This window comes from Rhabdochlamydiaceae symbiont of Dictyostelium giganteum, assembly GCF_964291045.1.
Classification (GTDB): domain Bacteria; phylum Chlamydiota; class Chlamydiia; order Chlamydiales; family Rhabdochlamydiaceae; genus PALSA-1444.
In genome coordinates this window covers 807,402-830,373 of the sequence record NZ_OZ197277.1, presented here as the reverse complement: position 1 = coordinate 830,373, position 22,972 = coordinate 807,402, and the positions used below count along the sequence as shown (strand labels likewise).

Below are 22,972 nucleotides of genomic sequence, written 5' to 3'. Positions count from 1 at the left end.
CCATCTTCCTGAAGATTTAATCGTAAAAAGATCTTAATTTCTTAGTGTACAGCCTTAAACACTCACACATTAAAACGGCTTATCTCATTTTAAAAGAAATGTCACCAAGTGTTTAGACGAAAAAGTTGATCAATCTGAACTTTTTCTCTATGTAAGTCCACACCCTCTTCAATATATCTTCGGATGAATGCATCATAATCATACACTACACTTTTATAAAGGACGGGGTAGGTTGGAACATCTTGAAGGTAAGGACATATATCTTCTGATAATAACTGCCTATCTACAATAGGTAAAAGCTGCCAAGGGATAACAGAGATTTTTCTTTGATACCGTTTCCAAGGATCCCAATTTGCTAAAAAGGCCTCAAAGAGAGACTCTTCTAAAGTTTGTAAAACCTCTTTTCCAGTGTTCTCAATTTCCTCATCGGTAATAGCTACACACCGTCTAAAAATCATCTCCTTTGTATCAAGAGGAAGATTTAATAGATGTTGCAGCTTGATATGAAAAGCCATATACACTTCCACTTCATCGACAAAACGTAAGGTTTTGATGCGCTCTCTAATCTTTTTATTTAGCTCTTCAAGAAAGAAAAAACCTTTTGCAAAATCTCTAAGTTCTTCAGCAGTTACAGATTCATGCTCAATTGTACGGAGTTTTTGATCAAGATTGATCTCTTCTAAAGTTGCCATGATGCGGTCATCACAAGAAGAGAGTCCTTGGTGGATCAAAAAAGCGTAGTGACTGCATAATTCGTTATCTTTAGCCATAACCAAAATCAGCTCAAGAACCCTTCTTGCAAGCTGAACTCTTGTGGTTAAGTTCAAGTAATCAGCAGTTCTCGTGAGGCGAGTGAGAAATCTTAAAAGATTTTGATAATCTTGAAGGGATGTAAGTGTTTGATGCAGTTGATCAGAGAGGCTTTGAATCTCTAAAGATAGAGGATCTTCTGCTTGCTCCTGCCAAAATTCAAGAGCCTCAGAAAGAGTTTCAAAGTGAGCGGTATACTCTTCCCCCGCTGCTTCAGAAAAATAAAACTGCATCCCTTCCACATGCCTCGTATCTTCTTGTAGCCTGTTAATAAGGGTAGAAGAGAGTCTAGTTTCTGTAAGATCAATGGCACGTATTCGTCTATTGACACATCTACCAAGTGTGGCAATCCAGCTGGGTAAAAATGAGAGGTTATAACACCCTCTTAACCCTAAATCTCCCCCAAGCTTTAATTGGTGAGGAAGTGCCATCAAACCTATGCAATTTGAAAGGATCAAATCGCCCCCTATTTCAAGATCTTCAGGAAGATGTGTTAGCTCTGTACAGTAAGAAAGATCTAAAGTTTTTTTTACTTTAAGCCCTTTAGGGAGCGTTGTTAAAACAGGACAGTCATAAAAGCTAAGGTGCCCCTCAGTTTCAAAATTTTCAAAAATATGTGTAAATGCTGGGCAATGAGTGAGTGTAATAGAGCCTTTAACTTTAAGCCCCTTAGATAACGCTCTAAGAGCTGGGCAATTAGAGACATGCAGATCTTTTTTAACTTCTAGGTCTTCAGGAAGATGTGTGAGCCCTGTGCAGTAAGACACATCAAAAGATCCTCCCACTTTAAGCTGTTTAGGTAAAGTGATGAGCGCTTCACAATCAGAAAGGTCCAGCTCATTTCCAATCTCAGTCTCTTCTGAAAGATGTGCCAAGTTTTCACAGCTAAAAAGATTTAAAGAGCCTTTAACCTTAAGTCCTCTAGGTAAACTCTTTAGCGCCTTGCAATAAGAAATGGTGAAATTTCCTTCAATTTCAAAAAATTCAGGAAAAGAAAAAGGTTCAGAAATATGAGAAAAAATCACATTCCCTTTAACTTTAAATTGATGAGGTAAAAAGCAAAATGGTTGTTCTTCACAATCTGTGATTTCTTGACTTAAGGAGTGAGAAAAAGGAAGATTTTGGCAAGTGAATAGCCCATCAATCTCAACTTCTTTATCTCTTAAAAAGATAAAAGAGCAGATGTTTGAAGAGTTAACTTCTACATTCCCTTGGATTAAAATTTTATTCTGTAAGATATCTAGAGAGGTTAACTGGTTTAACTCTTCTGCTAAAAAGATCTGACGATCACCTCTAGGCTCTAAGTAAGAAGTTGAAGCGTGTGATGGATTAGATATTGAGATATTCATGCAATCCCCCTGCAATCAATTTTAATAGATAGGCATTTTTTATGACACACAAGGAGTTCCATTCTATTTTAAAAATACTACTTATATGAAGGAGATTCTTATTTTAAGAAAAATCAGCTGGATTTTTCATTAGCATGCGGATAAATAAAGATTTTCTAAATCACCCATGTCTATTAATAAAATAATATTCACCCTCCATCAATAGGGCAAATATTTTTTAGCAGTTAAGGGGTTTTATTCAATACCATTGATTTACCCCTTGAATCATTCTACTGATCACGGATAATCCGTCATAATAGAGTGCCTGCGGATCAAAAAAAAATTAATTAAAAGCTCTAGTAGTTAAGGCAGAGCGCCTCTTTTACTTCTAAAAGCGTTTGACTAGCCGTTTCTCTAGCTTTTAGTGTCCCCTCTTTTAATATAGACCATACCGCTTCTGGATCTTGAGCAAAACTCTTACGTCTATCTCTAATCGGATCTAAAAAGGCTTGAATCACATCACAAAGATCTTTTTTCACAGTAGAGTCTCCAAGACCCCCTCTTGCATAGTGCTCTTTTAAACGCTCTACATGCAAGCTATCAGGGCAAAAAGCATCTAAATATTCAAAGACGGGATTTCCTTCAACACGGCCTGGATCTTCTACTCTTAAATGGTTAGGATCAGTGTACATCGATTTCACTTTTTTTAAGACTACATCTGGTGAATCAGAAAGAAAAATGGCATTACCTAGCGACTTACTCATTTTCGCTTTTCCATCAATACCTGAGAGTCTTGCAATTTTAGGAATGAGGGCCTCAGCTTCAACAAGCACATCTGTTTTATAGGTGCGGTTAAAGCTTCTTACAATTTCATTGGTTTGTTCAATCATCGGTCTTTGATCTTCTCCAACAGGCACAACTGTTGCCTTAAACGCTGTAATATCTGCTGCTTGAGAGACAGGATACACCATGAACCCAGCAGGAACGCTCTCTTTGTACCCTTTTTGCATGATTTCTTGCTTAACTGTTGGGTTATGCTTTAAACGATTCCATGTCACAAGATTTAAATAGTAAAGAGTGAGCTCAAAAAGTTCTGGAATCTGAGATTGAATCAAGATGGTGCTTTCATAGGGGTTAATCCCGACTGCTAAATAATCAAGAGCCACTTCAAAGACGTTGTGTCTTACCTTCATGGGATTATCTGCATTATCTGTCATTGCTTGTACATCTGCTAACATCACAAACTGCGTCATATCTTTTTGCAGTGCGACTCTATTTTTTAAAGATCCCACGTAATGCCCTAGGTGAAGAGGGCCTGTTGGGCGATCGCCCGTAAGAATTATCTGTTTTTTCATATCTATGCTACTCTTTAATCTTGCCAAATCGGTATATTTCAAGCAATGAATGAACAACAAAAGCAATCACCCTCTTTAGATTTCCCTCAAAAACTAGGCGATTACACCTTAATTCGGTCGTTAGGAAAAGGCGGCATGGGAGAAGTTTTCCTTGCCGAAGATGTGCAGTGTAAACGGATGGTAGCCTTAAAACGGATCCGCTCTGAACTCCAAAAGTTTCCCTCCATTCGAAGACGTTTCTTAAGAGAAGCAAGAATTGCAGCTAGACTCTCCCATCCCACCATAGTCTCCATTTTTTCGATCTCCGATGAACCGAGTAACAGCTTTTATACGATGCCCTACATTAAAGGGCTTACCTTAAAAGACATCCTTAAAGAGGCAAAAGGATCAGAACATAAAGGATCTATATCTTATCTCATCCGTATTTTCCTCACGATCTGCCAAGCTGTTGCGTATGCGCACTCAAAAAAAATTCTTCATAGAGACCTTAAGCCAGAAAACATTATTATTGGAAAGTTTGGAGAAGTGGTCATTTTAGATTGGGGTCTTGCTGAAGTGATTGGAGATCTTGATGATCTTAAATCGGTTCCTGCAGATACCGTCCCTTCTAGCTTTTTAACAAGGCCGGGGAAAGTTGTCGGTACGCTTGCTTATCTCACTCCTGAAAGAGCGCTTGGAAATCCTGCAAATGAGCAAACAGACTTATATGCGCTTGGGGTCATCTTATTTCAAATTTTAACGCTTAAGCCTCCCTTTAAGAGAGGAAATTTAGAGCTGTTTCAAAAACGGTGGAAATTTGAAAAAGTCCCTAATCCCCTTGAATTTGCACCTGACCGAGATATTCCTGTCACTTTAAGTACTATCGTTCTCAAAGCTTTAAACACTCATCCCGAATCTCGTTATAGCTGTGTGAATGATTTGATCACAGATATTGAAGCGTTTATTGAAGGAAGACCTGATTGGACGCTGAAACGAGAGCTCTCTATGGATTGTAAAGAAGATTGGGAATTTCAAGAGCTTATCTTACTTGCTAAATTCATGGCTATTTCTCAAGATGCAGAAATGGAATGGGTCAATCTCATGATTTCTAAAGCCTCTTTTCATGGAAATATCAAACTTGAGACCACCGTCTCTTTTGAAGAAGAGGCTCAAGGAATCGGCATTCTTGTTGGGCTCCCCTCTCCTAAGGAGCGTAAAGATCTCATGGAAGGATATCAGCTTTGGATTGGGTCCCCCTCGCATCCAGGTATTCGTTTATTTCGAAATAATATCAATATTTTAACACTCCCTTCTCCTCCTCTTTCTTTACACACCTCTTATACCCTATCGATTGAAAAGAATGACCATTTTATTAAATTATATATTAATGATGCTCTCTCTTTAGACTACCACCTCCCCTCTCCTCTCTTAGGGACTAACATCGGGCTTTTAAGAAGAGATACACATCTGGCTCTTGGCCCAGTTAAAATCTCAACGGGGAGTCAAAATGCAAGAGTGAGCTGTTTAGCGATTCCTGATACATTTATGATGTATAAAGAGTATGATAAAGCGTTAAAAGAGTATAAAAAAATTGAGCTCTCGTTTGCTGGAAGAGTAGAAGGGAGAGAAGCCACTTATAAAGCGGGAGTGACCTTAATTCAAAAGGCGCTAGATTTTCCTTTAGAAAAAGATGCGCTCTTAAATCACGCGTTAGATCAATTTAGCAGGTTAAGATCAACATCTCTTGCTCCTTTTGAGTTTCTGGGAAAATCTCTTGTTTATGAAGCTCTTGGGGAATGGGAAGAGGAGAGTAAATGTCTAGAGCTTGCTTTAAGGCGGTATGCAAATAGCCCTCTTCTTCCTAGGATTGTTGAGCATGTTGCCTTTAGACTTCATGAAGCGTCTTCTCGTCAACGCGTTGCAGCTTACCATTTAGCTCTTCTTGCCCTAAGACAAATACCGCAGATTTTTTCCAATCCCGATCACCATCAAATTCTTCTTTCCATTCAAAAAGAGTGGGAAAAGCTTCCCTACTTTTTATCCCCTATTTCCGCTTTACAGCTTGCCTTCTTATTAGGGAATTCTTTAAAAATTATTGAAATCATGGAGCAGGATCATCAAGTAGAGCCTGGTTTTTTTGCACTCCTTGAGCTAGGAGAATTTGATAGGATTTCCTCTCATCCAAAATTCCTAGAGTACCCTGCTATTGTTTGCGCCATTGACTATGTGACAAAAGGTGTTCTTCCCTTACCGCAAGCTGTACAGAGTGCTCACCTCTTAGATTTTTTATTTTGTGCCCAGTTTGATCAAGGAAATTTAGACCTCCTCTTAGACTACAGCTCAAATCCTTACTTTGAGCTTAGAGCTCTTCTTGCCCAAAGGAGATTTTCTGAAGCGGGAAAAATCTTTGAAACGTTTTCTTTAGAGAAAAAGACAACGGAAACAACTCCTATTTTTACCCTTTTTGGTTGTTATTTATGGGCAGTTGAAGGAGAAGAGATTGCAAAAGCGCATTTTAGTGTCATCCACCAACTCTCCTACCCTCCTTATACAGCTCTTTTACCCCATCTGATGCTGGGGAAAATTGATGTACAGGGAAAGTGGGGTAAAGATGCTTTTTTATGGGAGAAAATTTCTCTTACAAGGCAAAGGCTCCTCCTTGCCTACTGTTTAGAGCTTGATGATCAAATTCCTCTTCTTCAAGAAGAGCTGAAGGTTTTAAAAACGGCGCATGCAAATGACTAAACACTGTGTATTAAGTATCATCTTTTTAAGTGGATTTTTTTGATATGCATTTTTTAGATGATCTTTTTATCAAGAAAATTATGATTCTTTAAAAATCGTATAAATAAAAAAAATCAATATTTTTTACAGCTCATTTTCAAAGAGCTTATTGACACATTAAAACAAATAAAGGTACCATCCAAGCAAATAATAACGCTTCAAGGAGCAATAGTATGAATCCAACATTCCCTCCTTTCTCACACCGTGAATATTGTAGCCTACAAGGAAACTTCTCTTCTTCTTTTGATACTATTGAAGCAGGGGTAAAGCTTATTGAAGATATTCTGCAAAAAAAGACCCTCTGTTATCACGATGTTACCCATATTAATCAAGCATACCAAGCACTTGAGCAGTTAGAAAAAGAAGTAGATACGGTTCCTGATCAAAACTCGCATACGATCTTACTTAAACTTGCTCAAAAGATTGAGAAAATGCGCCATAATGCTTTAGCTGAAGAGCTTATTGCTTTCTACCATCTGCAACGTTTTCCAGTATCTCCTATCAATCAAGTGTTTAAGGCCCTCTTTAATCCCATGAACTTGACTGGAGAAAAGATGAAGGAGATAGCCACACACCTTCCCTTTTGTAAGTCACAGGATGCATTTGAAGCTGATGTTCAAGCTCTTCTAGGAAAAAATTATTCTACGGACATTGCAGCTATATTGCAGATTAAAAGAGATCAATTTTCTGAGCATCAAAAGAAAGAGGAAAAGCTTACACATTTAAAGCGGCTAAGAGAGCAAAACCCTGCTATTTACCCTCTTTATCTTGAAGAGATTCTTCATGAAGGTTTTTTTAACCTCTATGACCATCTGATTGCAATGAAAGCGCTTAACACTAAAGAAAAGAGATCAGCTGCAATTAAAAATCTCTCCTTTGCCTCCTTTGCTAGTATCATCTTAGAGTTTAGAAAAACCGCCCTTGTTAAAGTAGAGAAGGCAATAACTCAAGAAAATAGTGATATTATCTTTCTCCTGGGAGATACGGGATCTGGGAAGTCAACCACTCTTTGTTATTTACGAGGAGATCAGATGATACTCCAAGATAATGCTTATCAATCCTCTACGGACGAAGAGCATTTGATTGGAAGCGATGGGGAAATGTCATGCACCCTTTTTCCAAATATTTCTATTAGAGGAGACTTTATCCTTGTAGACTTCCCTGGATTTGCAGATACCCATGGAGAGGTCATTTCGCTCGCCATTGAGCTAACATTAAAAAGCTTAACAAAGAAATACTCCCCTAAAATTTTACTCCTTGCCTCCATTACGGATACAGAATCTAGATTTGAACATGTGCATCTTTTAGGGAAACGGTTAGAAAGAATCCTGGGAACCTTAGATAATTGCCTATTAGGACTAACAAAATATTCTAAAGATGTGGATTTTATTAACATCCAAGCCATTGAAAAAAAACAACGCGAAGAGCTTTCCTCTCCCAACAAAGAAATGAAGAATTTAGAGCAGCAGATTCAAGCTTTAGAGCCTTTTGCACACATGGTTCCTGCTATTCAAGATCAGATTGCTCAACTCAAAAATCAATTGCTTCTAGTTCAAGAATTAAAATTTTCCTCTTCTGATCAGATGCTTCCTAATACAGAAGAAAAATCTAAGCTTAGTGAAAAGCTTGTGCAGAAAGAAGAGGCCTTTAAAAAAAATTCAGGGATAAAAAATCTAATTCCCCTTAAAGACCTCACAGATCAAAAGCAGTTGCAGCTGATTATCCAGAGATTGAGCTCTCAAGAAAAAGCTATGCCTACTTTAGTCCCTAACAAGTTAGATGCTGCTGATGAAAAGCTTTTAGAAGCGCTTTTCATAAATGACTTAAGTAACGTCATTACAGCTAAAAAAAATCACTCTGCCCCTCCTTTGGACTCTTTTTCTATGGACATCTCTAAAGATGAACTTTCAAAAAAAATTAAGGATTTTGAGCAAAGTATTCTAGAAACAAGTTTAATCAATACCCTCTTAGTAGAATCTTATCCAGAAATTGGAGAATTCTTACATTTAGAAAGTATGGACCCAGCTATTGTTAGAAAATATGACCAAGAAGTGATTACAGAATGTATCGATGGATATATTAACGAGGTGATTGAGGGCCTTCTAGTCACAGAGGGCCTCATCAACAAGCTCCAAGAACACTATACACTACGTCAGAGCCAAGATGCTAACCATGAATGGGCTGCATTAAAAAGCTATATCCTCACTTTATCCAAAGGAATTCCTCCCAATGCAGACCAGAGTAAAATTAAAGAGGCGTGGGAATCGCTTCAAAAAGAGCATCATCAACGAGTAGAGGGCTCGAAAAAAGCGTTAGGTCTTTCGAAATGGATGAAAATTGTTCTACTTGCTCCCTTGGGTATACCCTACGGTATTTTTTCCTTATTTAAACAAATCGCACAAGATAATGCAGCCCAAGCCTTGATGGAAAGCACAGCCAAAAAGCTATATCAAAGCATCAAAGCTGCAGGTGAGGCTGTGATTCACTTAAAAGACATCGAAAATACAGTTAAAAAGAAAGCTCAGTTTGATGAGATTTTTTCCTCTCACCTTCTCTCCTCAAATTCCATCTCCTCTTTACAAGAATCTTTTGAAAAACAAATTAATAGGGTGAAGGCAGTCTATGGAGAAAGAGAGTGGGATGAACGAGTCACTTTCCTTACAAATCAATTAAAACGCAATTTTTCTTCCATAAGGCCTCGGTTTCCTCTTGGAGAAACCCTCTTATATGCGCTCATTTCACAAGAGATCTCAGAAGAAAATCTTCCCCCTCATTTTGATAAACCTCTATCCCTTGCCCTCATTTACTCGTTCATCACATTTCAAAAAAACCATCAAGAAGTCCTTTCTCAGTTGGTCCCCAGCTGGAAGATACTCTCCTATAAAGATCTTAAATTAAGCAGCTCTTCCTATTTTTTTCAGACCCCTTCCGTAACACATCAAGACTATTTAAATCTTGTAAAACAAGGGCAAAAGCTACTTGAGCAATCTAATAAGACTCTTATCATTCGTCTTCTCGTGGCAGATGCTATTTATAAACTTTGGAAAAAACTTCCTCTTCATTATGAAATTGAAGGGAAACAACCGATTGAGGATTTTACTGACAGTAATCAAATCAAAGTCTTAAGCGCAGCAAAAAAGAGTGCCTGGACAAATGAATATAGCAGGGAGCGGCTACGCGGGAATAAATCTTTTATTTTATCTATGATTAAAATTCATAACAAAGCACTTGCATTTGCAACAGACTCTTTAAAAAATGATCAAGAAGTAGTTCTTGCGGCTATTGAGAAAAACTGGCGAGCTCTTCAATATGCAAGTCTGGAACTTAAAAATAATAGAGAAGTTGTCCTTGCTGCTATAGCAAGAAATGGACAAGCACTTCAGTATGCAAGTGATCGATTAAAAAAAGATCCTGGTCTCATTCTTATTGCGAAAGAAATAAGAATGTAGCAGCTTTTACTTGCCACGGAAATGACAATTTAAGATCAAGCTCCCTTCTAATGTACCCCACCTCAGGGGGCTCTTGATCTACACCATAAAAATTAGGTTTTTTATGTGTATTAAAAATAGATGTTGCAAAAAACATCTGTTTTGATTGAAGATTTTTTTATAAAAAAGGAAAGTTTTTAAGGAGAAGAATGCTCATTAGGCAATGATTTAAGCTAGTTTAAGCTTTTATGCGACCCTTTAAGCTTGCTAAGAGCTAAATACGGCTTAAAATAAGATGAATTTATTGATTTATCCTTATCCCGTAAACTTCCCTTAACACTCAGTAACTAAAGTTTGTAGGTTTATATGACACATATCTCTTCATTAGGGCGTCCCATAGCAGCTTCTGAGCCCTTGCTTGAAAATGACCCTTTTATCATCATTCAAAACTCCCTTGATCAAGATGACACTAAGCAAGCTATTAAATATCTACTCTTTGTCCTTGCTGATACTCAAAATATCCCCGATTTAGTCAAAGCATATGGATATATTTCTCAACTGCTACCGCATATGGAGCAGAGCGACGTTAGAGCCTTTATTCCTATTGCAAGAAAACTGTGTCAAGTAAGCTCTCATCTACATCAAGAACAAAAGCTTTTGGCCCTTCAGTTAACAGATTGGTATGAAGCCTTAGCTTCTAATCATTTTTCTGTATTTTCTCAAAAAATTCCCCTTTACCGTGAAGCCTTATACTATTTTGCTAAGGCAATCCAAATTTCAACTCACTCTGATCATCATGAGAGAGCATCAGAGCTACTTATGCAAGCGCTCTTTCGAGGAAGATTGAATAACTTAGCAGATCATCTTGATCTTGCAAAACGGTCTGGTGACACCAAAAAATTTGAAGATCTTATTCATCAAATTGAGCCTCTTGAATTGCTCTCTCACTCCCCTTACTGGGGAAAACAAACCTTAAAGCTGATCAATACTCTTTATAATGGCATTATTGATCCCTTCCTGGCAGGTTCTGAAGAATCTCGGGAAAGATTTCAGATCTGCTTTTCTCCTATTCAAAAAGGGATTGCAAGAACACAGCACAATCTTTTGGTAAATACAGCCCTAGAAGAGTACCCAACTGAAAAGTACCTCCAAGCTTTGCAATTGTTTCGGCAAACATTTAATCAAATAGCTCTTGAAAACAATGTTTCTACAAAAGAAATTACCTTAGCACTTAGAACTTTAATTAATGTATTTCTCTCTGATCTATTCACTATTATGGGCCCGCCTCCTTGTGGCTACGATCTACGCGCTATGGGATCTGCAGGAAGAGAAGAGATGTGCCGCTTTTCTGATCTTGAAGTGATGATTTTAATTGAGAAAGAAGAGTGCTTATCCTATTTTAAACTCCTGTTTGATCTTCTTAACCTACAAATTTGTTCTTTAGGAGAGAGTGAAGCTTCAGAAAGTCAAATTATTTTTACCTGTGCAAATGCAAAAAATCTTTCTGGGCTCCATTTAGATATTGGCGATAACTGCATCAAAACCCCTACTGCTTTAGCAAACCTTCAACGAATTCCCCAAGGTGATCCTGCTACTTTTGAACATATGGCTTTATTCTCAGTCAGCCTATCTTCAAATACGGAAGATCTATTTAAACAATATAGCGATGCTTTAAGGGGGATTTTTAAAGAGGTTTCAAAGGACCAAATTGCTCTAGGCAAAGCTCAAGCTCTTCGATTTATTAAGGCAAGAGTTGATGACTATCTTCAACTAAAATATCTTGAAGATGTTAAAGATCTCAAAAAAAATTATGCCCAGCCTCTTAATCTGCTTTTAGCTGATATAGCTCTTTACTGGGATATTCCTTATAGCAATACACAAGAAATTATCAACGCCCTTCAAGAAAGAGAAGTTTTTGTGCCTGAGAGCTGTAAAATTCTTCGAGAGTTCTCTACGGCGATTTATAAGATCCGTAATAAGCTACATACTCACTATCAAAAGCAAAAAGAAGAGGCCTATGTAACAGGATGTGCAACTGAAGATCGGTATATTCTACTTCCTGAAGAAAAACGGCTTTTAGAGAGCTCTGAATGTTTGATTATCAAGCCCCTCTACTCTCTTCTAATGCAATCCTTTCAAAGGAAATCCTTAAAAGAGCAAAATCAAGATTTCACTGCTCTTTTTTCCCAAGTTGATTTAGTTAAAACTGCACTTAAAAATTTACTAGCAGAAAAAAATCCTATCAATGCAGCCTTAAAAAAGCTATCCATGCATGTTAATAATAACCACCACATTCACGCCGCGCTGAAAGCTATTTTACAAGAAAAACAGTGCATATCTCTTAAATTATACGAAGAATTTGGGCTTTCAGTTGCACAAGCAGTAGACCTCACCCTTTCTGCTTGGGATCTTAAAAAGACTATTTTTTTAGTTTGTGAAAATAAAAGCATCCAGCTTAATCGAAGAGATTTGCAATCGGCTCAATTCGAAGTGCTTTCAGCTAATTCGGCATTTTATATCCAACTATTACTTAAACTCTCTCTTCTTCCTTTAACACAAAAACAGCCTCTTTACTCAGTCCCCTATCAAGACGGTTCCAATCAAGAAATACAGATACGTTTAGGCAAAGAATTGAAGGCTCTTTTAACCCCCTTTAATCCGATAACTGTGGCTCAATGGGCTGATAATGTGCACCTTCCAAACTTATCTTCTGAACTGTCTGATATGCTTGAATCTTTATCTCTCATGTCTTTAGGAAAGGAGTTTGAATATTCTAAAGAGGCTCTTTTAACATTAGCTGAACAGCTGATCAATAATAAGGAAGGCTTTTTGCAATATCTTCAAAATTCTGTATTTAGTTGAAATTTTTATAAAATGCTTTAATGCTGCTAAGAATTAAATAATAATTGAACTATTATCCTGGTAGCCATTCAGAAAAAAGGAAAGACTCTTTGTTATGCAAATAAGGCGTTACAAAATAACCAAGAATTTATCTTTGAAGCCGTACAAAACAATGAGCAGGCTCAGCTTTATATCAAACAAAAATTTGAAGGAAGCTAAATATTATTTTCTGTAGCTGCAGAGCAAAAATCCAATAAATATAAACATATTCTGGGCATATCAGAAATGAATGATTAAAGAATTAACATCTAAGATGACGGGCTTAAGACAGCTTAAATTTTTAGTTTTTTCCCCTCTCTTAGAGAAGGTTATTTTTTCTCAATAACCTTCTCTTCAATACTTTTAGGATTCTTATTTTTTCATCTACGTTTAAAGAATTAGAGATCTTTTTTTAAATATCTCTTCAGCATACTGCTCTCTCCTTGTATAGACATTAAACGGCCCTTTATAACGCTTTTCTCCTTATAAAGTTCTTGAGATTTTACACTTTGATCTTTGACATTTTCACCACGTTCAGATGGCTGTTTCTTAATAAGACGAGAGGCTAATATTTTTTCTAGCTGCTCTTTAATTTTGAATTGAACGATATGCATTAAATATACCCCTTTAGCTAAGAGCATTCTTATTTTTGCTGAATAAAAACTCAATGTTAGCCATTCTTTCTTGGGGATCGATAATCGAAGCCGTTTCATAAAGTTGGTTACCTGGGTGAGAAAAGTATTTGCAACACTAGCACCCTTCTCTTCATGCTTAAAAGAGTGCACCTTGAGAGATTCTAACTCTTTTAAAGGCTCGTTTCCTTTAGATAAAGTTTCCTTAAGATCTAAAAACCTGGTGACTTCTTTAGAAATTAAATTTTTTGTTAGAGAAAGAACTCCGCCAATGAGCGCACTTGTAAAAGGAACATGGCCCATCTTCATAAAAAGCAGTCCATTTAAATTTTTATATAAGAGATGGATTTCTGCATCTTGGAGCTCATTTTGATATGCTTTATTAAAAAGCTTACCTCGGACTTGATGGATCGCAAATTCCATAAAATGATTGATGCAGTGAACTGTAATATCTTGATCCATCACCATTTTAGGGTGGATTTGCTGAGGTAAAACAGTTCGCATCCACTCATCTAACTCCTCTTTCTTTAAAGAAGGGAGATGAGATTTCATATGGCTCCATAACAACTTATCTGCCCACTGAGATTTTGCATTGATCGTACTTTCAATCAAAAGGCCTAATTGATGACTTGCCCTCTCCTTTTCAGCTCCTTCTGCCTGTTTGAGTTTTTCCATAGCCATCTGAAGAGGTTTTTCTGTAAGTAAGAGACAGTAGTCATTAAAGAGCCGTGTGAGGATGTTCATCGCAACTTTTTTCTCAATGCCTATTTCTAAAACATAGCTAATGAGCTTTTTAAGAGGGGGAAATTGCTGAATAGAGGGGGGCAATTGATGAGATAAGGTTGCAGCAGGGTAGTAAAGTTTAAAGATTTCACCCGCATCTTGATAATTCACTCCCTTGTCTTTGCTAAAAAAAGGATTTATATAAAACATGTAATTTTTAACTGCATAAGGAAGAATGGTATTAAATAAAAAATTTCCCTGTATTCCCGTAATATGGTTTAAGCTTTTGACAGATAAAGCAGAAAGTTCACGTTGAAAGGCCCTGAAAAGAATAGAGTCTTTGATCCCCCCCTTATTCCCTCCTAGAAAAACTTTATCTGGGATATTTTTTGTGGTAATAATGACAGATCCCAAATGCCCTAGCATTAAAGTAAAGAGGGGCTGTGCATAAGAGGCATCAAAAATGCCGTAAGAGAGCGCTTGAGAAACCACTCCTGATAAAGCAATGCAGCCAACTAACAGCCTCCCTTTGATTTTTAAAATTTTTTTCTCTTCTTCTTTTTTAGGTTCTTCTGTTTGAGGATCTTGACTGATTAAACCAACAGCTGTAGAGGCTAGAGAATACGCGACAGTTAGCTGAGGAAAGCAGGTATTAATAGTAGACTCTGCTAACTGTAAAATAGCGCCTGACTGAAGCGCTCTATGACCATAGGAAGAAGCCATTCCCTTGATTTTTTGAGTGGTATGACTGATCCGAGATAGTACCCCCTTTGAAGGAGTTTTTGTCTCTTGAGGAGCAAAGAGCCATTGTTTTGTTTTATCAATAATACTATTATTATATATTTGATTTAAAACCATATAAACTCCTCATTTAATAAAATCATTAAATCTCTATAAATATTATTATAATATAATTAATAATTTTAAAACAATCGTCTCTATCCTGTTTAAATCAATAAACCATAAAATAAAAATCACCTACACCCTTTATACAAAATAGAGATGAAACGCTCTTATCCATAGACGCCATATCCTAATATTGACTTAAAACACCGCTTCCCCATATTCAGCCTTAAGAATTAATGGACTTTTCGTATCCTCTCTTGTTACAATCAGTCTCCTATGAAAGAACTACCTAAAGCCTACATTCCCCAAGATATTGAAGATAAGATTAGCCAGTTTTGGCAACAGAGTAACTCCTTTAAAACATCTGCTGCCTCTTCAAAACCTCCCTTTACGATTGTGATGCCCCCTCCTAATGTGACAGGATCTCTTCATATGGGGCATGCCATTGTTAATACACTGCAAGATATCTTAGTTCGCTATAAGAGGATGTGCGGCTTTGAAGCAGCATGGGTTCCAGGGACTGACCATGCAGGGATTGCCACACAGGGAGTTGTAGAGAGACATCTCATTAAAACACACGGCAAAAGACGGGTTGACTTCTCAAGGGAAGATTTTTTAGCAGAGGTGTGGAAGTGGAAAAATGAAAGTGAAGGAAGCATTCTCTCTCAAATTAAAAAACTGGGATGCTCGTGTGATTGGGATAGGCTTGCCTTTACCATGGATGAGAGTCGGTCGCAAGGAGTGAGAACCGCTTTTAAAAAGATGTTTGAAGATGGTCTTATCTACCGAGGAGACTATTTAGTCAATTGGGATCCTATCACTCAGACAGCGCTTGCAGATGATGAAGTGGAATATGAAGAAAAAACAGGCTCTCTTTACTACATTAAGTATTTCTTAGAAGACAGTCTTGATTTTATCACAGTTGCAACGGTTAGACCAGAGACCATTTTTGGAGATACAGCCGTAGCGGTTTCTCAAGACGATCCTAGATATCAATCTTTCATAGGAAAAAAGGTTCGTCTTCCCCTTTCAAATCGGTTAATTCCTGTCATTACAGATATGCATGTGGATCCTTCTTTTGGAACAGGAGCTGTTAAAGTCACTCCAGCTCACGATCCCAACGACTACGCCATGGCAGAAAGACACCATCTTGAACTTCTGAATATCATGACACCTGATGGGTGCCTCAATGAAGTAGCTGGAGAATTTAAGGGGCTTCTGATGCAAGAGGCAAGACTTAAAGTTGCTGAAAAGCTGAAAGCGATGGGCTTTTTAGAAAAAGTAGACCCTTATACACACCGTGTAGGGATCTCCTATAGGTCAAAAGCTGTGATTGAGCCTTTCTTATCAAGGCAGTGGTTTGTTAAACTCTCTCTTTTCAAAGACACCTTGATTAACCTTGTGAAAACCAAGGAAGTCCGTTTAATCCCTGAATCCTTTGAAAACACCTATTTCCACTGGATTGATAACCTAAGAGATTGGTGCATTTCACGGCAACTTTGGTGGGGACACCGTATTCCCATCTGGTATTCTAAAGAAGACCCTTCTCGCATGATTTGTTATGATAAAGAAGGGACGCCTCCTGAAGTCGCCTTAAACCCCGATGCGTGGGAGCAAGACCCTGATGTTTTAGACACCTGGTTTTCTTCAGCACTTTGGCCCTTTACGGTTCTTGGATGGCCTGAAGAGAGCCCTGATTTGAAAAAATTCTTCCCTACCTCAATTTTAGTGACAGGACACGATATTCTCTTTTTCTGGGTTGCTAGGATGATGATGATGAGTTATTACTTCTTTCAAAAGCCCCCTTTTAAAGAAGTGTTTCTCCATGGACTCATTTTTAGTAAATCGTATTGGAAAGTGGATGCAAAAGGGTCTCTTGCCTATCTATCTCAAGAACAAAAGCTACTCTTTGATCAAGGGGCTCCGGTCCCTTCAGATGTGTATAGTAAGTGGGAAAAAATGTCTAAATCCAAAGGCAACATTTTAGATCCTTTAGAAATGATTGCTCTCTATGGAACAGATGCTGTCCGGATGGCGCTTGCTTCATCGACAACAGATGCTAGACAAATTGATCTCGATATGCGCCGGCTTGAAGAGTTTAAAAATTTTGCCAATAAAGTGTGGAATGGCGCTAGATTTGTTTTAATGAACCTAGACGGTATGGTACTAAATAGTGGAATAGATGCATCCCTTCTGACGCTTGAAGACAAGTGGATACTTTCTAGGTTAAGCCGGGTGATTAAAGAAGTTCAATCCGCTTTAGATTCTTATAACTTTAGTCAAGCTGCCATCACTGCGTATGATTTCTTTTGGAAAGAGTTTTGTGCCTATTATGTTGAGCTCTCTAAGCCTTATCTTTTTGGCAAACTAGGCTCATCTCACGAGAAAAATAATAAACAAGTCATTTTATTTACTCTTCTTTCAAACGCTATTAGATTGTTACATCCCATGGCTCCTTTCATTACAGAAGAGCTCTTTCAAGTGTTAAAAGAATTTATACCGTCTGAAGCATCTGTGAGCGAGCCTTATCTCAAAGAGACTATAGATGCGCTTCAATTTGAGGCGTGCGCTCTTGCGCCGTACCCTCAAGTGATTTGCCCCTCTGACATCAATGCTATCATTGAAGAGGAGTTTGATCAGGTCAATGCCCTTGTGCATGCCATACGTCAAATTCGATCCGAGATGCAAATTCCTCCAGGAACAGCTTCAAAATTGATGTTAATTGCTGAGAAGTCCTCTCTTAGCTTTATTCAACAACATGAAAAAATATTATATGCCCTTGTTAAACTGGAAGGCATTGAATATCTCTCTCAAGAAAAGCCCACTTCTTTTGCCTCAACAGCCGTTGTTGGCCCTTTTAAACTTGTGTTACCTTTACCTCAAGAGCTGCAAAATAAAGAAAAAGGGAGGCTTTTAAAAGAGCAAGAAAGGCTTCTTTTAGAACAAAGTAAACTGGGACATCAGCTTAAAAATCAAGAATTTATGCAAAAAGCACCTGAGGCTATTATTCAGAAAATGCAGGCAACTGTCACACAAATTGAAAATAGCCTTGAAGAGATTCAGCAGCAGCTTCTCTCTTTTTCCTCTTAAATAAAATCCCTTTAATCTCTTAAAAGGTTAAAGGGGTATTTTCATAAATGAGAGCAACTGTTGCCACATAGTTTTTGCAATGGCTTATAGATATGTGAATAACTGGGTGATTAAACTTCTTTCTCACATGCTCAGAAAGTACAGCTTGGGGCTTACCTTTAGAATCGCGCACGATTTCAATATCATGCCACCTCACTTCCTTCCCGATACCGCATCCAAGTGCTTTAACAACCGACTCTTTCACAGAAAATCTTGCAGCAACATGAGGGTCTGGATCTTGATGCTCAAGGCAATACATCTCTTCTTGAGGCGTTAAGACCCTTTTCATAAAACTCTTTCCCTGCCTTTTGAGCACATCACGCACGCGTTGAATTTCTATAATATCGTTTCCAATCCCTAAAAATTTCATAAAAGCTTCTCTTGCGTAGGGGAAAATAAGCTATCTTCTTCACCGCCAGTTAAATTACAAAAAACAATCCGTCCTGAAGAGGTGTGTTTAACAGAAAGCACTCTTCCTTCAACAGTTTTTCCTACCCTATCTGAAGAGCCATTCACAACAACCATTGAGCCATCTTCAAGATAACCCACACCTTGCCCTGCCTCTTTACCTAGCCGCTGAATTTTAATGGAAATATGCTCCCCTCCTTGCATCAAAGGCTGCAGGGCGTTAGAAAGAGCTTGTAAATTAATGACTCTAACTCCTTCAATATTTGGACTTTGAATACGGCTTGTATCTGATGTTAAAATATTTGCGTCTAGAAGATGGGCTAACCGGACAATTTTTCCTCCCAGCTCTTTAATTTCAGGAAAATCTGTCTCATGATATCGAAGCTCAAGACCTAAGATAGATTCTAGTTTTTTAAGCACTTCTAAGCTATCTCTTGCTTTAGAGTGGATTAAATCTTCTCCCTTTTCTCCTCTCATCTGAAGGTTTTTCACAATAAATTGAGGGATAATGAGCGTATGATCAACAAGCCCTGTGAGCGCAAGATCAATGATCCTAGAGTCCAAAAGAGCTGAAGTGTCAATAATGAGATCTTTTTTCTTTTGAGCAAGCGGCGTAAAGTGCACAAAGGGAATGCTGATATAGAGTTCATCACTAGATCTTAGTGTTATAATCGCTCCAAGATAGGTTGTCATTAAAAAGACTAACACCTTCAGAAGCTCTAAAAGAGAAGGATTTACTTTTGTTTCAAGGGAGCTGATCTCTAATGCTGCCTCAAAGATCAAGAAAAATGTCTTTCCCATCAGATAGCCAATCAAGCACCCTAATAAGGCGATATTCAAAGAACGGAGGGTGATTTTTTTAAACATTTGATCCATCCCGATCAAAAAGAGAGTAAAAATAGTCCCCAAAATGATTCCTAACAAACCATTTTGCACGGTTTTTCCTTGAGGAAGAGAGGTCATAAAAAGTGTCATAAAAATGATACTGACACATAAAAAAAATCGTCTTAGAAAAGAGAGGGAAATATGCACCATGATTACCGCTTTATTCCCCAGTCTAACGGGCCTTCCTTTTTTGAACAAGATATGGTGTTTATTGAATCCTTGAGGGGCTTAACTTTTACCTTATCTCATGAAAAAATGTTATCTAGATGATCCAAAAGAAAATGGACTTCAAAAATAAAACTTCACTTCTTTTGACCGATCACTCTTTCTAAAAATGCCTGCTCTACTGTAAGTGTGCTAAGCTTACCGCTATATCATTTTAAATGAGAGACTCTCCCCTCTCATTTTCTTAAGAGAAGATATTTAAGAATGGGGTCAAAACAGCTTAAATTCTAAACGCCGAATCACCTCTAACATTTGATGGATATCTGGCTCCGTGTGAGCCAAAGAAACAAAGTTCACTTCATAAGGAGAAGGAGAGAGATAGATAGAGTGATTAAAAAATTGATGAAAAAGGTAATGATACTGCTTTAAGCTTAACGGTTCAAAAGAACTGCTTCCCTCTGTTTTTAAGCTTAAAGCAAACATAGACCCCGCCTGAATCACCTCTATATCCACTTTTTCTTGATTGATCTTTTCTCTTAATGCCTCAGTAATCAAAGTCGTTTGATAGGCAAGAGTCTCATAACAGTCAGGAGTTTCTAATAACTCAAGTGTTTTTAAGCCAGCGCTCATAGCTACAGGATTGCCTGAGAGCGTTCCTGCTTGATATACCTCTCCAAGAGGAGCCAGCTGATCCATGAGGGCTTTTTTCCCTCCAAAAGCAGCTGCTGGAAACCCACCTCCAATAATTTTACCGAGGCACGTGAGATCAGGCTTAATGTGATAAAGTTCTTGCGCACCCCCTAGCCCTAACCGAAATCCTGTGATCACTTCATCAAAGATTAAAATAATACCTTTTTTATCAGTCTCTTCTCTTAACATCTGAATGAAATCAACATTTGCAGGAATCAGTCCTTGGTTAGCAGCTATGGGTTCTAAAATGACGGCTGCAATATCATCTCTTGCACGTAAGATGCTTTGACATGTGACAAGATCATTAAAAGGAAGAGAGAGTGTCGAGTGAATCCATGAAGAAGGAACCCCTTTTGATGACGATGTAGGATTAATCCCTAAAACTCCAGAACCTGCTTTAACTAAAAGAGCGTCGCTATGGCCATGATAATGCCCTGTAAATTTAATGATCACATCTTTACCTGTATACGCCCTTGCAAGACGAAGAGCTGTCATTGTAGATTCTGTCCCTGAAGAGACAAATCGCAATTTATCCATTGAAGGCATATGCTGAAGAATTTTTTTTGCAAGTAATACCTCTTCTTCTGCCGTGGCCCCAAAGGAAGATCCTTTGTGGATTTGACTTATAGTAGATTTAACAACTTCAGGATGAGCGTGTCCAACGATCAGGGCTCCAAAGCTTGTGCAGTAGTCGGTATAACGATTTCCATCCACATCAAAAAGAGTAGATCCTTTAGCTCTTTCAATGATGAGAGGCGTCATATCTAATCCCTTGCAGGCTCTTACTGGAGAACTCACGCCTCCTGGCATCCTCTGACACGCTTCTTGGAAAATGCTTAAACTTTTTACTCTTTTCATAAAAAATCACTATAGAGAAGCATCCTTTAAAAACATAGATGGAGATAAAAAATGGTGATAAGAAATTCTTCTCTAGAGGATAAAGGATGTAAAATTATCTTGAATTTGATGGGGAGTTATTTTAACTTTAGCTTGTTAAAAAACTAGATCACTAAAAAAGAAAACTATTTTTTATATGATTTTCATAAAAAAAATATCTTCTGTGTCTCGTGAAGATCTTCATTTAAAGATCTTCTTACTAAACTTTTTTCCTCAAAAAAGTATAAAAAAAATAAAAAGCAAACCTGTTTTTAACCATGCCTATTTTACTAAAAAATAGGGCTTAAGGAGAAATCACATGTCTCTTTCTGTAAATCTTAAAATTAATATGAAGCATGTCATGACCGAATTACAGGCTATTGAAAATCCTGTATCACTGATGAGTCATTCACTAGCTTCATCTTCATTACTGACAAGACTGTATGAAAGTTTTGTATTTCAACCAAAGGCATCCCAAATAAAACAAATCTCTTCTTCCACACCTTCGCCATCTGAGGCCGCTTCCTTTTCCTCCCTCATACAAAATTCTTCCTTGCAATGCCAATCTATTCAAAAAGTCATGCACCCGATTGTTTACTCAGATGGTATTCCACCTCTTTATAGAGAATTGCTTATTAATCCGTTCTATCAAGAAATTGAAAAAGGAATCATGTCTTATTCAAATGCTCATTTAGCCGAGGTTATTTGCACAGCCATCCAGCAAAATTTTGCTCTACAAAAAGAAATAACTTCTCTTAATCAATCTTTAAAAGCTTTACGGGAAGTCGTGAGTGATCTATATAAAAAATTCATTGTTGATGCAGACGGCGCTTCCTGTGTAAACAAGAAGGGAAAAGCGTCTCCCGTGGCTTATTGGTCAGAAGAGTGTCTTTCCACTTATGCCTACCATCCAGGCGCTCCCTTTTTCCCTGGAGTGAAAGTGGGAATTGTCAATGTCCCCAAACGGTATGCAGAAGGCTCTGCAATTGCTTGGGGATGTTTAGGACATGAAGTTGCAGGACACGATATTTTAGCTACCTATCCAGGATCGAGAAAAGAACTTGAGGAAAAAATTCGTCAAAATCTTATCAATCAGAACCTCTCTTTAACACTTGAACACTGGGAAAACCGGGTAGAAGAGACAGCTGCTGACATTTTAGGAGTGCTTAATATGGGACCAGCTGCTGCTTTTTCTCTAATTGCCTTTCTCCGTATATTAAGGAGTACACCCTCTCAAACATTAATTGCTGAGGTGTATCTTAAAGACAAGCATCCAGCTGATCTGGCAAGAGGATTTTTACTTGCTAATGCTGTAAGCTTCATGCACAGTAAAGGATTTACAAAAGGAAAGAATTACGGATCTCTGCTTTTTCAGGAACTTGAAAGAGATTGTCAATTTGTCACTGAATTCAAAGTGAATCAAATCAATATGGGAACCCGGGCAGAGATGAGAGCCTATTTCAAAGAATTTTGTGCGCAGCAACGCATCAACTTGAGACTCCCCTTTTATTATACCGCCTTTCAGTCAGCTCACTCTCTTTTGAATGACAGCCATCACAAAGAAAAATTTACAGAATTTCTCCTTAAAAAGCAGATTCCTCAAACATTAAAAGAAGCAAAGAATGCCCCTAATATCCATTCTATGACGATGAAATACACTTCTATATCCATTCAAGAGATGAAGCGTTCAGCTGAAGTTGTAGCTTATACGATTATGAACTCCAAATTACAAGCCCTTCAAGGAAGGTCTCTTGCTGATATCAGATGTTGGAGTGATACAGATGAAAAAAATTATGAAGTGTTTCGCTCTCTTCTTCGGATAGAAGAGGCTTTTGATCCTGTTAAAAAATATAAGGAAGGTTTTTTTGCAGCTCATGTGGTTTCAGCTGCTGTAATGGAATCGATTCTTGAAGAGGAATCCAATCCTTTAACGGCTCAGAAAATCAAACACACATTTTCAAGAATGCTGACGATTTTACAAACAATGCACCAAACAAATAACGAATGGCAACCTCTTAAAAAGAGGGTGAAATTAGCTTAATATTCTTGCTTCA

12 protein-coding genes are annotated in these 22,972 nt (G+C 37.8%); 6 read left to right on the top strand and 6 right to left on the bottom strand.

Annotated elements, in window-relative coordinates; translation table 11 throughout:
• Window positions 1–101: 101 nt before the first annotated feature.
• A complete protein-coding gene (locus ACI7T6_RS02890; protein WP_404666089.1) occupies window positions 102–2,159 on the bottom strand; it encodes an NEL-type E3 ubiquitin ligase domain-containing protein in 2,058 nt (685 codons plus the stop codon).
• 335 nt (window positions 2,160–2,494) lie between these two features.
• A complete protein-coding gene (gene trpS / locus ACI7T6_RS02885; RefSeq protein ID WP_404666088.1) occupies window positions 2,495–3,493 on the bottom strand; it encodes a tryptophan--tRNA ligase in 999 nt (332 codons plus the stop codon).
• A 45-nt stretch (window positions 3,494–3,538) separates the two neighbouring features.
• Here trpS and ACI7T6_RS02880 point away from each other — a divergent pair, with 45 nt between their 5' ends.
• From ACI7T6_RS02880 to ACI7T6_RS02865, 4 genes are all read left to right on the top strand, one after another.
• Window positions 3,539–6,217: a protein kinase domain-containing protein gene (locus ACI7T6_RS02880; protein ID WP_404666087.1), complete on the top strand. Its 2,679-nt coding sequence runs from the start codon at window positions 3,539–3,541 to the stop codon at window positions 6,215–6,217.
• Window positions 6,218–6,429: 212 nt separating this feature from the next.
• The gene (locus tag ACI7T6_RS02875) at window positions 6,430–9,705 is read left to right on the top strand and encodes a DUF4116 domain-containing protein (protein ID WP_404666086.1); all 3,276 of its coding nucleotides are present in this window, start codon (window positions 6,430–6,432) and stop codon (window positions 9,703–9,705) included.
• A gap of 345 nt (window positions 9,706–10,050) precedes the next feature.
• Window positions 10,051–12,546 (top strand): DUF294 nucleotidyltransferase-like domain-containing protein, encoded by a 2,496-nt coding sequence (locus tag ACI7T6_RS02870; RefSeq protein ID WP_404666085.1) that lies wholly within the window; start codon window positions 10,051–10,053, stop codon window positions 12,544–12,546.
• A gap of 51 nt (window positions 12,547–12,597) precedes the next feature.
• Complete coding sequence (locus ACI7T6_RS02865; protein WP_404666125.1) at window positions 12,598–12,744, top strand: DUF4116 domain-containing protein; 147 nt, start codon at window positions 12,598–12,600, stop codon at window positions 12,742–12,744.
• A gap of 218 nt (window positions 12,745–12,962) precedes the next feature.
• Here the strand turns inward: ACI7T6_RS02865 and ACI7T6_RS02860 are convergent, their stop codons facing one another.
• On the bottom strand, window positions 12,963–14,777 hold the full coding sequence (locus tag ACI7T6_RS02860) for a hypothetical protein (protein ID WP_404666084.1): 1,815 nt from the start codon (window positions 14,775–14,777) through the stop codon (window positions 12,963–12,965).
• A gap of 264 nt (window positions 14,778–15,041) precedes the next feature.
• On the opposite strand from ACI7T6_RS02860, the gene ACI7T6_RS02855 reads away from it, so the two are divergent.
• Window positions 15,042–17,855 carry a valine--tRNA ligase gene (locus ACI7T6_RS02855; RefSeq protein WP_404666083.1) on the top strand — a complete coding sequence of 938 codons (2,814 nt, stop codon included), beginning with the start codon at window positions 15,042–15,044 and terminating at the stop codon, window positions 17,853–17,855.
• A 19-nt stretch (window positions 17,856–17,874) separates the two neighbouring features.
• Here ACI7T6_RS02855 and acpS read toward each other — a convergent pair whose 3' ends face one another.
• The 3 genes from acpS to hemL form a co-directional block, all read right to left on the bottom strand.
• The gene (gene acpS, locus ACI7T6_RS02850) at window positions 17,875–18,264 is read right to left on the bottom strand and encodes a holo-ACP synthase (RefSeq protein ID WP_404666082.1); all 390 of its coding nucleotides are present in this window, start codon (window positions 18,262–18,264) and stop codon (window positions 17,875–17,877) included.
• Entirely contained in the window at window positions 18,261–19,277 is a 1,017-nt protein-coding gene (locus ACI7T6_RS02845) for a PIN/TRAM domain-containing protein (RefSeq protein ID WP_404666081.1), read from the bottom strand. Before ACI7T6_RS02845 ends, acpS begins: the two co-directional genes overlap by 4 nt.
• 345 nt (window positions 19,278–19,622) lie before the next feature.
• A complete protein-coding gene (gene hemL / locus ACI7T6_RS02840) occupies window positions 19,623–20,900 on the bottom strand; it encodes a glutamate-1-semialdehyde 2,1-aminomutase (protein WP_404666080.1) in 1,278 nt (425 codons plus the stop codon).
• A 337-nt stretch (window positions 20,901–21,237) separates the two neighbouring features.
• On the opposite strand from hemL, the gene ACI7T6_RS02835 reads away from it, so the two are divergent.
• Window positions 21,238–22,959 carry a hypothetical protein gene (locus ACI7T6_RS02835; RefSeq protein WP_404666079.1) on the top strand — a complete coding sequence of 574 codons (1,722 nt, stop codon included), beginning with the start codon at window positions 21,238–21,240 and terminating at the stop codon, window positions 22,957–22,959.
• Window positions 22,960–22,972 lie beyond the last annotated feature (13 nt).

Bases quoted from the DNA above. Each gene is read 5' to 3' on its own strand.
- ACI7T6_RS02835 (WP_404666079.1), top strand. From the start codon at position 21,238: ATGTCTCTTTCTGTAAATCTTAAAATTAATATGAAGCATGTCATGACC.
- ACI7T6_RS02870 (WP_404666085.1), top strand. From the start codon at position 10,051: ATGACACATATCTCTTCATTAGGGCGTCCCATAGCAGCTTCTGAGCCC.
- ACI7T6_RS02855 (WP_404666083.1), top strand. From the start codon at position 15,042: ATGAAAGAACTACCTAAAGCCTACATTCCCCAAGATATTGAAGATAAG.
- ACI7T6_RS02845 (WP_404666081.1), bottom strand. From the start codon at position 19,277: ATGACACTTTTTATGACCTCTCTTCCTCAAGGAAAAACCGTGCAAAAT.
- hemL (WP_404666080.1), bottom strand. From the start codon at position 20,900: ATGAAAAGAGTAAAAAGTTTAAGCATTTTCCAAGAAGCGTGTCAGAGG.
- ACI7T6_RS02875 (WP_404666086.1), top strand. From the start codon at position 6,430: ATGAATCCAACATTCCCTCCTTTCTCACACCGTGAATATTGTAGCCTA.
- trpS (WP_404666088.1), bottom strand. From the start codon at position 3,493: ATGAAAAAACAGATAATTCTTACGGGCGATCGCCCAACAGGCCCTCTT.
- ACI7T6_RS02860 (WP_404666084.1), bottom strand. From the start codon at position 14,777: ATGGTTTTAAATCAAATATATAATAATAGTATTATTGATAAAACAAAA.
- ACI7T6_RS02880 (WP_404666087.1), top strand. From the start codon at position 3,539: ATGAATGAACAACAAAAGCAATCACCCTCTTTAGATTTCCCTCAAAAA.
- ACI7T6_RS02890 (WP_404666089.1), bottom strand. From the start codon at position 2,159: ATGAATATCTCAATATCTAATCCATCACACGCTTCAACTTCTTACTTA.
- acpS (WP_404666082.1), bottom strand. From the start codon at position 18,264: ATGAAATTTTTAGGGATTGGAAACGATATTATAGAAATTCAACGCGTG.